This is a genomic window from Mesorhizobium sp. RSR565B (assembly GCF_054719465.1).
The window spans coordinates 700,992-716,963 of sequence record NZ_JBTTIE010000001.1 but is presented as its reverse complement, the minus strand read 5'-3'; the positions used below and the strand labels follow the sequence as shown (position 1 = coordinate 716,963).

12 protein-coding genes are annotated in these 15,972 nt (G+C 63.3%); 8 read left to right on the top strand and 4 right to left on the bottom strand.

Annotation, left to right across the window (positions count from 1 at the left end; genetic code table 11):
* Positions 1–169: 169 nt before the first annotated feature.
* From cysD to cysQ, 3 genes are read left to right on the top strand one after another with little or no spacing between them, the layout of a single operon-like run.
* The gene (gene cysD / locus ACYG9R_RS03560) at positions 170–1,075 is read left to right on the top strand and encodes a sulfate adenylyltransferase subunit CysD (protein WP_023670717.1); all 906 of its coding nucleotides are present in this window, start codon (positions 170–172) and stop codon (positions 1,073–1,075) included.
* A 2-nt stretch (positions 1,076–1,077) separates the two neighbouring features.
* Entirely contained in the window at positions 1,078–3,015 is a 1,938-nt protein-coding gene (gene cysN / locus ACYG9R_RS03555) for a sulfate adenylyltransferase subunit CysN (protein WP_023824226.1), read from the top strand.
* A gap of 10 nt (positions 3,016–3,025) precedes the next feature.
* On the top strand, positions 3,026–3,814 hold the full coding sequence (gene cysQ / locus ACYG9R_RS03550; RefSeq protein WP_031196090.1) for a 3'(2'),5'-bisphosphate nucleotidase CysQ: 789 nt from the start codon (positions 3,026–3,028) through the stop codon (positions 3,812–3,814).
* A 1-nt stretch (position 3,815) separates the two neighbouring features.
* On the opposite strand, the gene ACYG9R_RS03545 is transcribed toward cysQ, so the two are convergent.
* The 4 genes from ACYG9R_RS03545 to ACYG9R_RS03530 form a co-directional block, all read right to left on the bottom strand.
* Complete coding sequence (locus ACYG9R_RS03545) at positions 3,816–4,958, bottom strand: DegT/DnrJ/EryC1/StrS family aminotransferase (RefSeq protein ID WP_023824225.1); 1,143 nt, start codon at positions 4,956–4,958, stop codon at positions 3,816–3,818.
* A 297-nt stretch (positions 4,959–5,255) separates the two neighbouring features.
* Positions 5,256–6,179, bottom strand: a complete 924-nt coding sequence (locus tag ACYG9R_RS03540; RefSeq protein WP_023684582.1) for a carbohydrate kinase family protein — start codon at positions 6,177–6,179, stop codon at positions 5,256–5,258.
* On the bottom strand, positions 6,176–6,622 hold the full coding sequence (locus ACYG9R_RS03535) for an RbsD/FucU family protein (protein ID WP_023824224.1): 447 nt from the start codon (positions 6,620–6,622) through the stop codon (positions 6,176–6,178). The genes ACYG9R_RS03540 and ACYG9R_RS03535 overlap by 4 nt, the downstream gene beginning before the upstream one ends.
* On the bottom strand, positions 6,623–7,849 hold the full coding sequence (locus tag ACYG9R_RS03530) for an ROK family transcriptional regulator (protein ID WP_023824223.1): 1,227 nt from the start codon (positions 7,847–7,849) through the stop codon (positions 6,623–6,625).
* Between the two features lie 264 nt (positions 7,850–8,113).
* Between ACYG9R_RS03530 and ACYG9R_RS03525 the strand changes: the two genes are divergently transcribed.
* The 5 genes from ACYG9R_RS03525 (at position 8,114) to glgB (ending at position 15,970) form a co-directional block, all read left to right on the top strand.
* On the top strand, positions 8,114–9,091 hold the full coding sequence (locus tag ACYG9R_RS03525; protein WP_081725578.1) for a sugar ABC transporter substrate-binding protein: 978 nt from the start codon (positions 8,114–8,116) through the stop codon (positions 9,089–9,091).
* 150 nt (positions 9,092–9,241) lie between these two features.
* Positions 9,242–10,303 (top strand): ABC transporter permease, encoded by a 1,062-nt coding sequence (locus tag ACYG9R_RS03520; RefSeq protein WP_023670725.1) that lies wholly within the window; start codon positions 9,242–9,244, stop codon positions 10,301–10,303.
* Complete coding sequence (locus ACYG9R_RS03515) at positions 10,300–11,082, top strand: ATP-binding cassette domain-containing protein (protein ID WP_023670726.1); 783 nt, start codon at positions 10,300–10,302, stop codon at positions 11,080–11,082. The genes ACYG9R_RS03520 and ACYG9R_RS03515 overlap by 4 nt, the downstream gene beginning before the upstream one ends.
* Before the next feature lie 140 nt (positions 11,083–11,222).
* On the top strand, positions 11,223–13,685 hold the full coding sequence (locus tag ACYG9R_RS03510; protein ID WP_023824222.1) for a glycogen/starch/alpha-glucan phosphorylase: 2,463 nt from the start codon (positions 11,223–11,225) through the stop codon (positions 13,683–13,685).
* Positions 13,686–13,756: 71 nt separating this feature from the next.
* Positions 13,757–15,970, top strand: coding sequence for a 1,4-alpha-glucan branching protein GlgB (gene glgB, locus ACYG9R_RS03505; RefSeq protein ID WP_023824221.1), 2,214 nt, complete (start codon positions 13,757–13,759; stop codon positions 15,968–15,970).
* Positions 15,971–15,972: the final 2 nt, after the last annotated feature.

Here is a 15,972-nt window from a genome sequence, read left to right as displayed (position 1 = left end):
ATCGGTGTGGCCGCCGGCCTTTCCAGCGTTGTTATATCAGGTGGCGATCTGCTAGAACGCCGGCACGAACCGATAGTGTCCAGCAGTGAAGCTTGAACCGGGCGGCTGAAAAGGACGCCCGATCCATCTGATGCAAGGTCTGGATTGCACGAGAGAACGCTCACAGTCCATGAACATCGCGCTTACGCACCTGCAGCGGCTCGAGGCCGAGTCCATCCACATCTTCCGTGAGGTTGCCGCCTCCTTCTCCAAGCCGGTGATGCTCTATTCCGTCGGCAAGGATTCCTCCGTGCTGATGCATCTGGCGATGAAGGCCTTCTATCCGGCCAAGCCGCCTTTCCCCTTCCTGCATGTCGACACCACCTGGAAGTTCCGCGAGATGATCGCCTTTCGCGACCAGATGGCGCAGAAGCTCGGCTTCGACCTGCTGGTCCACGTCAATGAAGACGGCGTGCGCGACGGTATCAACCCCTTTGACCATGGCTCGAACACCCACACCCATGTCATGAAGACGGTGGCGTTGCGCCAGGCGCTCGACAAATACGGCTTTGACGCTGCCTTCGGCGGGGCTCGGCGCGACGAGGAGAAGTCGCGCGCCAAGGAGCGCATCTTTTCCTTCCGCAACGCCCAGCATGTCTGGGACCCGAAGAACCAGCGGCCGGAGATGTGGAAGATCTTCAACACCCGCATCGCGCCGGGCGAATCGATCCGCGTGTTTCCGCTGTCGAACTGGACCGAGCTCGATATCTGGCAGTACATTCTGCAGGAAAACATCCCGATCGTGCCGCTCTATTTCGCCAAGGAGCGGCCGGTGGTCGAACGCGACGGCATGCTGATCATGAAGGATGACGATCGCATGCAATTGCGCCCCGGTGAGACGATGGAGAACCGTCTGGTGCGTTTCCGCACGCTCGGCTGTTATCCGCTGACCGGCGCCATCGAATCCGACGCGGACACGCTCGAAGCCATCGTCGGCGAGATGCTGACGGCGCGCACCTCCGAGCGCCAGGGCCGCCTCATCGACCGCGATGAAGCCGGCTCGATGGAAAAGAAGAAGCGCGAGGGATATTTCTGAGCATGCGCCATATCCTGGCCAAGAGCCTCGCTCCCACCGACGGCGTGCGCGAATACATGGCGGCGCAGGAGAAGAAGTCGCTGCTGCGCTTCCTCACCTGCGGCTCGGTCGACGACGGCAAGTCGACGCTGATCGGCCGTCTTCTGTCCGACACAAAGCAGATCTTCGAGGACCAGCTCGCCGCACTCGAGCGCGATTCCCGCAAGCACGGCACCACTGGCGACGACATCGACTTCGCGCTTCTGGTCGACGGCCTCGAGGCCGAGCGCGAGCAAGGCATCACCATCGACGTCGCCTACCGCTTCTTCGCCACGCCCAAGCGCAAGTTCATCGTCGCCGACACGCCCGGCCATGAACAGTACACCCGCAACATGGCGACCGGCGCATCGACTGCCGATCTCGCCATCGTGCTGATCGATGCGCGCCAGGCTGTGCTGCGCCAGACCCGGCGCCACTCGATCATCGCTTCGCTGCTCGGCATCCGCCATATCGTGCTTGCCGTCAACAAGATCGACCTCGTCGATTTCGACCAGGCGGTGTTCGACCGTATCGTCGAGGATTACCGGCAGTTCTCGCACGAGCTCGGCTTCCAGACGATCGTGCCGATCCCGATGTCGGCCCGCTATGGCGACAATGTCACCAGCCGCTCCGGCAAGACGGCGTGGTATTCCGGCCCGTCGCTGATCGAGCATCTCGAAACTATATCGGTCGACGAGGCCGCGGTCGAACTGCCGTTCCGGTTTCCGGTGCAGTATGTCAACCGGCCCAATCTCGACTTCCGCGGCTTTGCCGGCACCATCGCGTCCGGCTCCGTCGCGCAGGGCGACGAGGTGGTGGTCGCCAAATCCGGCAAGGCCTCGTGGGTCAAGCGCATCGTCGCGCAAGGCGGCGATCTTGCCCAGGCGGTGGCCGGCCAGGCCATCACCCTTGTGCTCGATGACGAGGTCGAGGTCTCCAGAGGCAACATGCTGGTGTCGCCGGCGGCACGGCCGCAGGTCGCCGACCAGTTCGCCGCCAACATCGTCTGGTTCGACGAGGCAGCGCTGCTGCCGGGACGCTCCTATATACTGCGCACCGAGACCGACCAGACCAGCGCCACCGTCACCGACCTGAAATACCGCGTCAACGTCAACGACTTCGCTCGCGAGGCGGCGAAGTCGCTCGAGATGAACGAAGTCGGCATCTGCAACATCTCGACCCGGGCGCCGATCGCCTTCGACACCTTCGCCGACAACCGCGATACCGGCGCCTTCATCCTGATCGACCGCATCACCAATGCCACGGTCGGCGCCGGCATGATCCTGCATACCTTGCGCCGCGCCGAAAACATCCACTGGCAGTCGCTCGATGTCGGCAAGCGTGGCCGTTCCGACTTGAAGAGCCAGCGTCCCGCCGTGTTCTGGTTCACCGGCCTTTCCGGTTCGGGCAAGTCGACCATCGCCAACCTGCTCGAGAAGAAGCTGTTCGCTTCCGGGCGCCACACCTACATTCTCGACGGCGACAATGTCCGCCACGGCCTCAACCGCGATCTCGGCTTCACCGACGCCGATCGGGTCGAAAACATCCGCCGTGTCGCCGAAGTGGCAAAGCTGATGGCCGATGCCGGGCTGATCGTCATCGTCTCCTTCATTTCGCCCTTCAGCGCCGAGCGGCGCATGGCCAGGGAGTTGATGGCCGACGGCGAGTTCGTCGAAGTGTTCGTCGATACGCCGTTCGAGGAATGCGCCCGACGCGACCCGAAAGGCCTTTACGCACGGGCGCTGAATGGTGAGATCAAGAACTTCACCGGCGTCGATTCCCCGTATGAAGCTCCCGAAAATCCCGAAATCCATCTCAAGACACTCGGCAAGACGGCCGAGGAGATGGTAGAGGCTCTGGAACACTGGCTGAATGAGCGCGACATTGCCGAAGACCAATATGACAGCGGCGGCGGCATCTGACGACGAAGTGATGCTCGACGTGTTCGAGCGCCTGGCGCTCGAAGCCGGACGCGAGGTGATGCGGGTCTTCAAGGCCGGCTGCGCGGTCGACAGCAAGTCGGACTCCTCGCCGGTCACGGAAGCCGACCGCGAGAGCGAGACGATCATCCTCGCCGGCCTGCGTGCGGCCTATCCCGATATTCCCTGCGTGGCCGAGGAAGAGGTCGCCGAAGGCATTGTGCCGCCCGATCTGGATGGCGCCTTCTTCCTGATCGATCCGCTCGATGGAACGAAGGAATTCGTCAACCGCCGGACCGATTTCACCGTCAACATCGCGCTTGTCCGGCACGGCGTGCCGGAGATCGGCGTCGTCTTCGCACCGTGCAGCGGGCGGTTCTTCTCTGGACGGCCGGGCTGGGCCGAAGCAATCGAGGTCGATGGCGACTTCCGTATCGTCGGCCGCCGGCGGATTTCGGTTAGGAGGGCGGTCACGCCGCTGGCGGTCGTTGCCAGCCGCTCGCACAACACCCCGGAGACCGAAGCCTTCATCAAGGATCTCGGCGCCGCCGAGATCGTCTCGGTCGGCTCATCGCTGAAATTCTGCCTGCTCGCCGCAGCCGAAGCCGACATCTATCCGCGCTTCGGCCGCACCATGGAATGGGACACGGCGGCCGGCGACGCCGTACTGCGCGCCGCCGGCGGCATGACGCGCACGCTGGACGGCGAGCCGCTCACCTATGGCAAGCGCAAACAGAGCGACGACGAGGATTTCGCCAACCCGCATTTTATTGCGAGCGGGAAGGCGGCGGACGCGGCGTAACTTACGCCGCCGCTACATGCGCCGAGTTCGAGCCAATGTAGTTGCGGATCGTCTCGATGATGCGGTCCTGGTCGGCTTCGCTGAGATAGGGATGCATCGGCAGGCACAGGATGCGCTTCGGCAGTTCCTCCGAAACCGCAAGCCCGGTCGGCGTGCGCGGATAGTCGCGATAGGCGACCTGCTCGTGCAGCGGCTTCACATAATAGATCACCGAAGGGATGCCCTTTTCGCCGAGATGCGCCCTCAACCCGTCGCGCTTCGGCGTCTCGATGGCGTATTGCGCCCAGGCCGAGCGGCCACCGCCCAGATTGCGTGACGCCTTGACGATGTCGCCGAGACCTTCGGCGTAGCGCTTGGCCACCACCTGGCGGGCGACCATCTCGTCTTCGAGGATGGCGAGTTTCTCGATCAGGATCGCCGCCTGGATCGTGTCGAGGCGTGAATTGATGCCGACGCGGACATTGTCATACTGCGTCTCGCCCTTACCGTGGAACGCAAACGAGCGCAGCTGGTCGGCCAGCGCGTCGTCATTGGTGAACATCGCGCCGCCATCGCCGTAGCAGCCCAGCGGCTTGGCCGGATAAAAGCTGGTCGAGCCGACATGGCCGAAGGCGCCGCACAATGTGCCGTCGGCCGAACCGCCGATTGACTGCGCCGCATCCTCGATCACCAGCAGCCCTTCGCGCTTGGCAATCGCCATGATCGCCTCGTAGTCGGCGGCAAGCCCGAACAGGTCGACGGGAATAATCGCCTTCGGCTTCAGCCGGCCTTCCTTCTTGATCATGGCGATCGCCGCCTCGAGGCTGGCGATGTCGATGTTGTAGGTCTCGGCGTCCACATCGACGAAAACCGGTTCGGCCTTGGCAAGCGCCACCACTTCCGCCGTCGCGGCAAAGGTGAAGCTCGGCACGAACACCGCGTCGCCGGGGCCGATACCGGCGGCAAACAGCGGCAACAGCAGCGCGTCGGTGCCGTTGGCGCAGGCCACGACATGCTTGGTGCCGATATAGGCTGCGAGCTTGTTTTCGAATTCGGTGACTTGCGGTCCGAGGATATAGCGGCCTTCCTCGACGACATTGTCGATCGCGGCCTTCAGCCGGTCGCGGATACGTTCGCGCTGCGCGCCAAGATCGATGAACTGCATGTCGGCCTCAAAAACGGTGTGGTGCGGGCTGCCCCGGGGACAATGACACGCACAGAAACAACAACTTAACCGGGCCGCTGGTACCAGAGTTGGGCCGGTCTAGAAAGCCGGACCGGCCGCGGGACGGGTTGTCTGGGTGTCGCAGCCTGTTACTTCAGGCTTTCCCTGCATTGCCGCAAGATGCCGGAAATCCGGGCTTCGCCGCCTATTAATCCGGCTAATTCAGTGCGTCTTTCCGGCTCGCGGAAACATAAAGTGATCGGCTGCTTGCAGCGGCTGGCGGCGACTAAGCGTGGATCAGGCGATTTCGTGCCGCCAGGGCGGGTTGGCGCCGGCCCGCGACACGGTCACCGCCGCCGCTTTGGCGCCGAGCGCCAGCGCCTGACGGATGGCGTCCTCCGAAAGGCCGCCGATCCCGGCCTTGGTGAGCAGGCCTTGCTCGTGCAGCGAGGCCAGAATGCCGGCATTGAAAGTGTCGCCGGCGCCGACCGTGTCGACCACCTCCACCTTATGCGGCATCACCGTGACCTTGTGTTCCCTGCTGTAGCCGACGGCACCTTCGCTGCCGTGGGTAACGACGATCAGCTTCGGGCCGCGATCCAGCCAGTTGCGGATGACGTCCTCATGCGAGCCGGCCTCGCCGAACCAGTGCAGATCCTCATCCGATAGCTTCACGATGTCGGCCATCGCCATCATCGAGCGGATGCGCCGGAGGTGCTTGGCTTTGTCGGGGATGAAGTTCGGCCGGATGTTGGGGTCGAGCATCATGACGCGGCGTTCGTGCTCGCGTTTCATGAATTCTTCGTAGGCAGCACCCGCCGGGTCCGAAATCAGGCTGATGGCGCCAAACAGCATGGCTTCGATCTCGGCGCCCAGTTTCGGCAGATCCTCTGTCGTCAGCATGCGCCCGGCGGTGTTTTCGTCGTAGAAAGTGTAGGTCGCCTGGCCGTTGGTGAGCCGCACGAAGGCGAGCGTGGTCGGGCGAGGGGAGGTGTGCGCATAGGTGGAACTGACCTTGCTTGCGCCGAGCGCCTCGCGGAACTGGCCGCCGAACAGATCCGACGACAGGCCGGAAAAGAAGCCGGCCGGCGCGCCGAGGCGGCCAAGCGCGATCGCCGTGTTGAACACCGCGCCGCCGACATAGGGCGCAAAGGCCGGCTCGCCCTGTGTCGTGGTGCGCGGCAGCATGTCGATCAGGGCTTCGCCGCAGCAGAGGATCATGATTTCTTGTTCTCCGGCGGATAGATCACGCCCTTGCGGATGATGATGTTGGCATAGAGCCGGGGTTCGCTGGTGGCGACGATCGCATATGCCGACCGGACGCGTGCATAGAAGTCGGCGCCCGCCAGCGCAACCACCTTGCGGCCCGGCGCGCGCCTGGTGCAGATCGCCTCGATCTCGAGGTGGACCGGATTTGCAACCGAGGGATCGCCTTTGACCGAGGCACGAAACAGCGCTTCCGGCACGAAATCATCCACCGGCAGAACGCTCAAAATGGCTTCAAGCACCGGTATGAGGTGAAGACCGTCGGCGCGGATCAGCCGGTTTGCCTGTTCTTCCGCCGGATAGTTGCCGTCGACAAGCGCGATCTCGTCGCCATGGCCCATGGCGCGCAATGTCGCCAGAAGCTCCGGACCGAGCAGCGACGGAATACCGATCAGCATTCAGGTGCTCCGGGGAATGGTGGTCGAACCGATGAGGAAGCGTTCGGACAGCGGCAGGCTGGCGCCGCCCAGCGCCCGGGCATGGATGCCGACGGTGCCTTCGCGTACCACCGGAAGCTTCAGGCCTTCGCCGTCAATCGTGCCGATCGCCTGCCTGACTGCATCGACGAGCCGGCGGCGTACGGCGAGCGGCATCCAGCCATCGATCACCGCGGCCTCGAAATCGATCACCGAGGACGCCGCGACAATGGCGTAGGCAAGCGCCTGCGAGGCGCTGGCGATCCAGTCGTCCAGATCGGCGCCGATCTCGCCCCATTCCTGCGGCGAGGTCCAGAGATAGGAGCCGTCAATGCCGCGTGCGTTAAGCGCCTTTTCCAGCATTGCGATCGAGGCGACGTCGATGAGCTGCGTCGGCTTGCCGTCTGGTCCCGGCACCGGCATCGAACCCAGCGCCCCGGCATTGCCTGTCGGTCCGCCAAAAAGCCGGCCGTTGAGCACGATGCCGCCGCCGGCAAAGGCGCCGATGTAGAAATAGACGAAGTCGCGCGCCCCGCCGGTCTGCCCGAACACCAGTTCGGCGCCGCAGGCCGACGTCGCGTCGTTCTGCAAATAGACCGGGAATTCGCATTGCGACTGGATGTCGGCGCGGATGTCGCGGTGGCGCCATTCGTCCATGATATCGCGCGGCGCACCCGCCGTGTCGGCCCAGTTCCACAGTTCGAACGGCATGGCGATGCCGAGCCCGGCAATGCGCTTGTCCTGCGCAGGTGTCAGTTCGGCGCGCATCGTCTTCATGCCCGATGTGACGAACTCCACCGTCTCGCGCGGCGCCGGATAGCGATAGGAATGCTGCAGCATGGAACGCACATGCCCAAGGAAATCGATCAGGACCAGTTCGGCGCTGCGGCGGCCGATCTTGAGGCCGATGAAGAAGGCGCCTTCGGGGTTCAGCGCCATCGGGATCGAAGGCTGGCCGATCTTGCCGCGCAGCGGCGCCTGGCGCAGCAGCAGGCTGTCTTCCTCCAGTTCGCGCATGATGACCGAGACGGTTTGCGCTGAAAGCCCGGTCATGCGCGCAATGTCTGATTTGGCCAAGCTGCCATGCTGGCGAACCAACGACAGCACCAGCCGCTCATTGTGGTCGCGCATGCCGCTCTGGTTGGTGCCACGGTGGAGACGGCTGGCGGCCGCCTCGGGCGAACCGTGCCTCGCAATGCCGGTCTCCACCCTTGTTCCTTCCCTTGGTTTATTCTTACTGCTTTTGCGGCAGAATGAGTGAACCGCGCAAAGCTGTCAATAATAAATAAGAGTGATTTAATTATTGACAGGCGGCTCCCGCTGGTGTCATTTGAGGGCGCGTCCACACTGGGAGAACTTCAGTGGATGCGCTCGAGATGCCGGTTGGCGGCATCCGCATGGTTCCATGGGAGGAAGATCGTGACCAAAGCATTATTGAAGTCCACCGTGTTCGCCGCGGCGGGCCTCGGCCTGATGGCGTTTGCTTCGACAGCATCGGCCGCCGGCGTCGGCGCCTGCCTGATCACCAAGACCGACACCAACCCCTTCTTCGTCAAGATGAAGGAGGGCGCAACCGCCAAGGCCAAGGAACTTGGCGTTGACCTCAAGACCTATGCCGGCAAGATCGACGGCGACAGCGAGAGCCAGGTGGCGGCGATCGAAAGCTGCATCGCCGACGGTGCCAAGGGCATCCTGATCACCGCGTCCGACACCAAGGGCATCGTGCCGACGGTGAAGAAGGCGCGTGACGCCGGCCTGCTGGTGATCGCGCTCGATACCCCGCTGGACCCGATCGATGCCGCCGACGCGACCTTCGCGACGGACAATCTGGAAGCCGGCAAGCTGATCGGCGCCTGGGCAGCCGCGACCCTCGGCGACAAGGCCAAGGACGCCAAGATCGGTTTCCTCGACCTGACCCCCTCACAGCCGACCGTGGATGTGCTGCGCGACCAGGGCTTCATGATGGGCTTCGGCATCGACGTGAAGGATCCCAACAAGATCGGCGATGAGGACGATGCCCGCATCGTCGGCCACGACGTCACCAACGGCAATGAAGAAGGCGGCCGCAAGGCGATGGAAAACCTTCTGCAGAAGGACAACTCCATCACCGTCATCCACACCATCAACGAGCCCGCCGCTGTCGGCGCCTACCAGGCGCTCAAGGCGGTCGGTCTCGAAAGCCAGGTGCTGATCGTCTCGGTCGATGGCGGCTGCCCCGGCGTGAAGTCGGTGACCGAAGGCGTCATTGGCGCCACCTCGCAGCAATACCCGCTGCAGATGGCGGCACTCGGCATCGAGGCGATCGCCGCCTTCGCCAAGGACGGCGCCAAGCCGAAGCCGACCGAAGGCAAGAACTTCTTCGACACCGGCGTCAACCTCGTCACCGACAAGCCGGCCAATGGCGTGAAGTCGATCGACACCAAGGAAGGCCTCGCCAAGTGCTGGGGCTGATGGCTGCCTGACAGCCAGCGGCAAGCTGACGGCCGGGGGCTTGATCCCCGGCCGCTTCGGGTGGACGATGCGTCACGCGAATAATCCCGGCAGCAGACCGGACAGGCGCGAGCGGGTATCGGCATGGAGCTGAAGCCCAGGGGAGGAAACATGGCTCAAGCACAGGAATTCGAGAAGGTTCTCTCGAGCAGCGACACAAGCGTTGCCGCCTTTGACGAGCACAAATCGGCCGTCAAGCGCATCCAGCATTTCCTGCACTCCACGCCGGCGGCGGTGCCGCTGATTGTGCTGGTCCTGTCGATCGTAATTTTCGGCATCGCCATTGGCGGGCGTTTCTTCTCATCCTATACGCTGACGCTGATCCTGCAGCAGATCGCCATCGTCGGCATCCTCGGTGCCGCGCAGACACTGGTCATCCTGACCGCCGGCATCGACCTGTCGATCGGCGTGATCATGGTGATTTCAGCCGTGATCATGGGCAATTGCGCGGTCAGCTACGGCATGCCGGCCGTGCTCGCAGTGCCCATCGGGCTTGCCGCCGGCGCAGCCTGCGGCCTGCTCAACGGTTTGCTGGTCGCCTACATGAAGCTGCCGCCGTTCATCGTCACGCTCGGCACCTGGAACATCGTCATGGCGACGAACTTCATCTATTCGGCTAATGAGACGATCCGCGATACCGACGTCGACGCCCAGGCGCCGCTGCTGCATCTCTTTGCCCTGAGTTTCAAGATCGGCACGGCGGTGCTCACACTGGGCGTCATCGCCACGGTCGTGCTCGTTTTGATCCTCTGGTACGTGCTCAATCACACCGCCTGGGGCCGCCATGTCTACGCCGTTGGCGATGATCAGGAGGCGGCGAAGCTGTCTGGTATCCAGACCAAGAAGGTGTTGATGACGGTCTACACCCTTGCCGGGTTGATCGCCGCTTTCGCTGCCTGGGTTTCCATCGGCCGCAACGGCTCGATCTCGCCGTCAGCCGCCGTCACCGACTACAACCTGCAGGCGATAACCGCGACGGTGATTGGCGGCATTTCACTGTTCGGCGGGCGCGGCTCAATTCTGGGCACGCTTTTCGGCGCGATGATCGTCGGCGTCGTCTCGATGGGCCTCAACATGCTGGGCGCCGATCCGCAATGGAAGGTGCTGCTCACCGGTGTGCTGATCATCGGCGCCGTGGCGATCGACCAATGGATCAGAAAGGTTTCGGCATGACCGTGGAACCCATCCTCACCGCGCGCGGCCTGATCAAGCGCTATGGCCGTGTCACCGCCCTCGACAATGCCGACTTCGACCTCTACCCCGGCGAAATCCTGGCCGTCATCGGAGACAATGGCGCCGGCAAATCATCGCTGATCAAGGCGATTTCCGGCGCCGCCGTGCCCGACGAAGGCGAGATCCGTCTCGAAGGCAAAGCTGTCGCTTTCAAATCGCCCATGGAGGCGCGCGAGGCGGGCATCGAGACGGTCTACCAAAACCTGGCTTTGTCGCCGGCCCTGTCGATCGCCGACAACATGTTCCTCGGCCGCGAGATCCGCAAACCCGGCTTCCTCGGCGACTGGCTTCGTATGCTCGACCGGCCCGCAATGGAAAAGCGCGCCCGCGACAAGCTGACCGAGCTTGGGCTGATGACCATCCAGAACATCAGCCAGGCGGTGGAAACGCTGTCGGGTGGCCAGCGTCAGGGCGTGGCGGTGGCGCGCGCCGCCGCTTTCGGCAGCCGTGTGGTGATCATGGATGAGCCGACCGCGGCACTCGGCGTCAAGGAGAGCCGCCGCGTGCTGGAACTGATCCTCGACGTCAAGAAGCGAGGCCTGCCGATCGTGCTGATCTCGCACAACATGCCGCATGTCTTCGAGGTTGCCGACCGCATCCATATCCATCGGCTGGGTCGCCGCCTCTGCGTCATCGATCCCAAGCAATATACCATGTCCGACGCCGTCGCCTTCATGACGGGAGCGAAGGTTCCGCCGGAGGCTGCACTCGCTGCCTGATCCGCTCGACGGATAAATTGCCGCAGGGGAACTGGCGGCATGCTGGTCTAAATCGATTGAACGTATGTTGCGATGCACTAGGATAGGCTGGGACTGAGAGCGAAAGCCGGTATGATCGCAGCACGATCACGAGAGGCAGTATGACGCGAACAATGACAGCCAAAGCCCCCGATCTCGAAATACCCGATCCCAAGACGCTGGCCGACGAAGTCTTGCTGGCTCTCAAATACCGGGTCGGCAAAGGCACGTCCGTTGCTACGCAATATGATTGGCTGACCGCCTCGATCAAGGTCGTGCGCGACCGCATCGTCGATCACTGGATGCAGGCGACGCAGGAGGCCTACGCCCAGCAGGAAAAGCGCGTCTATTACCTGTCGCTCGAATTCCTCATCGGCCGGCTTATGCGCGATGCCTTCTCCAATCTCGGCCTGATGGACAATATGCGAGAAGCGCTCAAGTCGCTGGGCGTCGACCTCGACCTCATCGCCGGGCTCGAACCGGATGCAGCGCTCGGCAATGGCGGTCTTGGCCGGCTCGCCGCCTGCTTCATGGAAAGCATGGCGACCGTCGACATTCCGGCCCACGGCTACGGCATTCGCTACGCCAACGGTATGTTCCGCCAGGAGATCCATGACGGCTGGCAGGTCGAACTGCCCGAAACCTGGCTCGACCACGGCAACCCCTGGGAGTTCGAGCGGCGGGAGCGTGCCTTCGAGGTCGGCTTCGGCGGCTCGGTGGAATCGATCACCTCCAAGGATGGCCGGCTCGAGCGTCACGTCTGGAAGCCGACCGAGCATGTCCAGGCCGTCGCCTACGACACGCCGGTGGTCGGCTGGCGCGCCAACCGCGTCAACACGCTGCGGCTTTGGTCCGGCATGCCGGTCGATCCGATCCTGCTCGACAAGTTCAACGCCGGCGACCACATCGGCGCGCTGGCCGAAAGCAACAAGGCCGATGCCTTGTCGCGTGTGCTTTACCCCGCAGATTCCCACAAGGCCGGCCAGGAACTGCGGCTGCGGCAGGAATATTTCTTCTCCACCGCGTCGCTGCAGGACATCGTCCAGCGCCATCTCAGCCAGTATGGCGATCTCGCCTCGCTGCCCGACAAGGCGGCGATCCATCTCAACGACACCCATCCGGCGATCGCCGTGCCGGAGCTGATGCGCCTGCTGATGGACGTCCATGGCATGGATTTCGACCAGGCCTGGGACATCACCAAGCGCACCTTCGGCTACACCAACCACACGCTGCTGCCAGAAGCGCTGGAAAGCTGGCCGGTGCCGCTGTTCGAACGGCTTTTGCCGCGCCACATGCAGATCGTCTACGCCATCAATGCGCAGGTTTTGCTTGAGGCCCGCGCCACCAACCAGTTTTCCAATGAGCAGATCAGCCGCATCTCGCTGATCCAGGAAAATGGCGACCGCCGCGTGCGCATGGGTAACCTGGCCTTTGTCGGCTCGCACTCGATCAATGGCGTGTCGGCGTTGCACACCGAACTGATGAAGGAGACGGTGTTTGCCGATCTCCACAAGCTCTATCCCGATCGCATCAACAACAAGACCAACGGCATCACGCCACGGCGCTGGCTGATCCAGTGCAATCCAGGCCTCACCGCGCTCGCCCGCGCGGCGATCGGGGACCGTTTCCTCGACGACATCGACGCCATAAAGGGGCTCGAAGCCTTTGCCGGCGACGCCGCCTTCCGCGACAAGTTCGCCGCCGTCAAGCGCTCCAACAAGGTCAAGCTCGCCAATCTGGTCGCCGACCGGCTCGGCATCAAGCTCGACCCGTCGGCGCTGTTCGACATCCAGGTCAAGCGCATCCACGAATACAAGCGCCAGCTGCTCAACATCCTGGAAGCTATCGCGCTCTACGACCAGATCCGCTCGCATCCCGAGCTGGACTGGATGCCACGCGTCAAATTTTTCGGCGGCAAAGCGGCGCCCAGCTACCACAATGCCAAGCTGATCATCAAACTGGCCAACGACGTCGCCAAGGTCATCAACAGCGACCCGTCGGTGCGCGGGCTGCTGAAAGTGGTGTTCGTGCCGAACTACAATGTCAGCCTGGCCGAGGTGATGATGCCGGCCGCCGACCTGTCCGAGCAGATTTCGACTGCCGGCATGGAGGCGTCGGGCACCGGCAACATGAAGTTCGCGCTGAACGGCGCCTTGACCATCGGCACGCTCGACGGCGCCAATGTCGAGATCAAGGAATGCGTCGGCGACGACAACATCTTCATCTTCGGCCTGAGCACGGCGGAAGTCGCCGAGCGGCGCAGCAATGGCTACAACCCGCGCGCCGTGATCGAGGGCTCCCCTGAATTGGCGCAGGCTGTTGCCGCAGTATCGTCGGGCGTGTTCTCGCCCGACCAGCCGGATCGCTACCGCGAGCTGGTCGACGGTCTCTACAACAGCGATTGGTTCATGGTGGCGGCGGATTTCGACGCCTATGCCGCCGCCCAGCGCGATGTCGACGCGGTCTGGCGCAACAGCCCCGATTGGTACGCGCGCGCTATCCGCAACGTTGCCCGCGTCGGCTGGTTCTCTTCCGATCGCACGATCCGCCAATATGCGAAAGAAATCTGGAACGTGCCCGCCTGATATGATTGCATGAGGCCACGAGCAAAGGGTCTTGTGCACAAGAACTGGTTCCCAGGGAGGGACACCGCCTGATGAAGAAACCGCGCGCGACCGCGACGACGAGCGGGTCGGACGGGCTGGCGTCAGCCGGCGATGTCGCCGCAATTGTTGCAGGCACGCATGGTGATCCCTTCGCGGTGCTGGGTGTGCATGAAGCCGACAAGGGCCTGGTTGCCCGCTGCTTCGTCCCCAATGCCGAGTTCGTCACCGCCTATACGCTGACCGGCAAGACGGCCGGCGAACTCACGCGGCGCGACGACGCCGGCTTCTTCGAAGGCAGACTGTCGATCAAGAAACGTCAGCCGCTGCGCTATCACGCCAAGAATGCCGGCGGCGACTGGTGGCTGACCGATCCCTATTCCTTCGGCCCGGTACTCGGCCCGATGGATGATTATTACATCGCCCAAGGGTCGCATCTCAGGCTGTTCGACAAGCTCGGCGCTCATCTCATCGATCACGAGGGCGCCTCCGGCGTACACTTCGCCGTCTGGGCGCCCAATGCGCGGCGTGTCTCGGTGGTCGGCGACTTCAACGAATGGGACGGCCGCCGCCATACGATGCGCGACCGCCGCGACACCGGCATCTGGGAGCTGTTCATTCCCGATATCGGCGCCGGCCACCCCTATAAATACGAGATCATTGCCCCGGACGGCGTGCGCCTGCCGCTCAAGGCCGATCCGTTCGCCTTCAAGTCGGAATTGCGCCCGGCCACAGCCTCAGTGACGGCGGTGCCGCCGGCGCATGAATGGGGCGACGAGGCGCATCGCAATTACTGGCGAAAGGCCGATCCCCGGCGCGAAGCCATATCGATCTACGAGGTCCATGCCGGTTCGTGGCAGCAGCACGATGATGGCAGCTTCCTGTCATGGGACGAACTCGCCAACCAGCTGATCCCCTATGCTGTCGAGACCGGCTTCACCCACATCGAGTTCCTGCCGATCTCCGAACATCCCTATGACCCGTCATGGGGTTATCAGACAACCGGACTTTATGCCCCCTCGGCGCGCTTCGGCGACCCCGACGGCTTCGCCCGTTTCGTCGACGGTGCGCACCGCGCCGGCGTCGGCGTCATCCTCGACTGGGTGCCGGCGCATTTCCCGGTCGACGCGCATGGCCTGGCCAATTTCGACGGCACAGCACTTTATGAGCATGCCGACCCGCGCAAGGGTTTTCATCCCGACTGGAACACCGCGATCTACAATTTCGGCCGCCGCGAGGTGGTGTCGTTCCTGGTCAACAATGCGCTGTTCTGGGCCGAGAAATACCATGTCGACGGTTTGCGCGTGGATGCGGTGGCCTCGATGCTCTACCTCGATTATTCGCGCAAGGCTGGCGAATGGATCCCCAACGAGAAAGGCGGCCGCGAAAACCTCGAAGCGGTGTCCTTCCTGCAGAAGATGAACAAGGAGGTCTACGGCCACCATCCCGGCGTGATGACCATCGCCGAGGAATCGACCTCATGGCCGAAGGTCTCGGCGCCGGTGCATGAAGGCGGGCTGGGCTTCGGCTTCAAATGGAACATGGGCTTCATGCACGACACGCTGGAGTATTTCGCCAAGGAGCCGATCTTCCGCAAACATCACCACAACGACCTGACCTTCGGCCTGACCTACGCCTTCTCCGAGAATTTCGTGCTGCCGCTGTCCCATGACGAGGTCGTGCACGGCAAGGGCACGCTGCTCGGCAAGATGGCCGGCGACGACTGGCAGAAGTTCGCGACTTTGCGCGCCTTTTACGCCTTCATGTGGGGCTATCCCGGCAAGAAGCTGTTGTTCATGGGCCAGGAATTCGCCCAGCGCCGCGAGTGGAGCGAGGCGCGCGCGCTCGACTGGGACCTGCTCGACTTCCACCCGCATCGCGGCGTCTGGCAGACGGTGCGCGACCTCAACTATCTCTACCGCTCGCGCCCGGCGCTGCATGCGCGCGACTGCGAGCCGGACGGCTTTTCCTGGCTGATCGTCGACGACAAGGAAAACTCGGTCTTCGCCTGGCTGCGCAGCGCGCCCGACGGCAACCCGATCGCCGTCATTTCCAACTTCACGCCAGTGCCGCGAGACAATTATCGCGTGCCATTGCCCAAGGTCGGCAAATGGCGCGAAATCATCAACACCGACGCTTCGGACTACGGTGGTTCGGGCAAGGGCAATGGCGGTGTGGTCGAAGCCAGGGCGGAAGGAGGAGGCATTTCGGCAACGATGCTTTTGCCGCCGCTGTCGACGATCATGCTTGAACTCGTTGCGGACTAGGT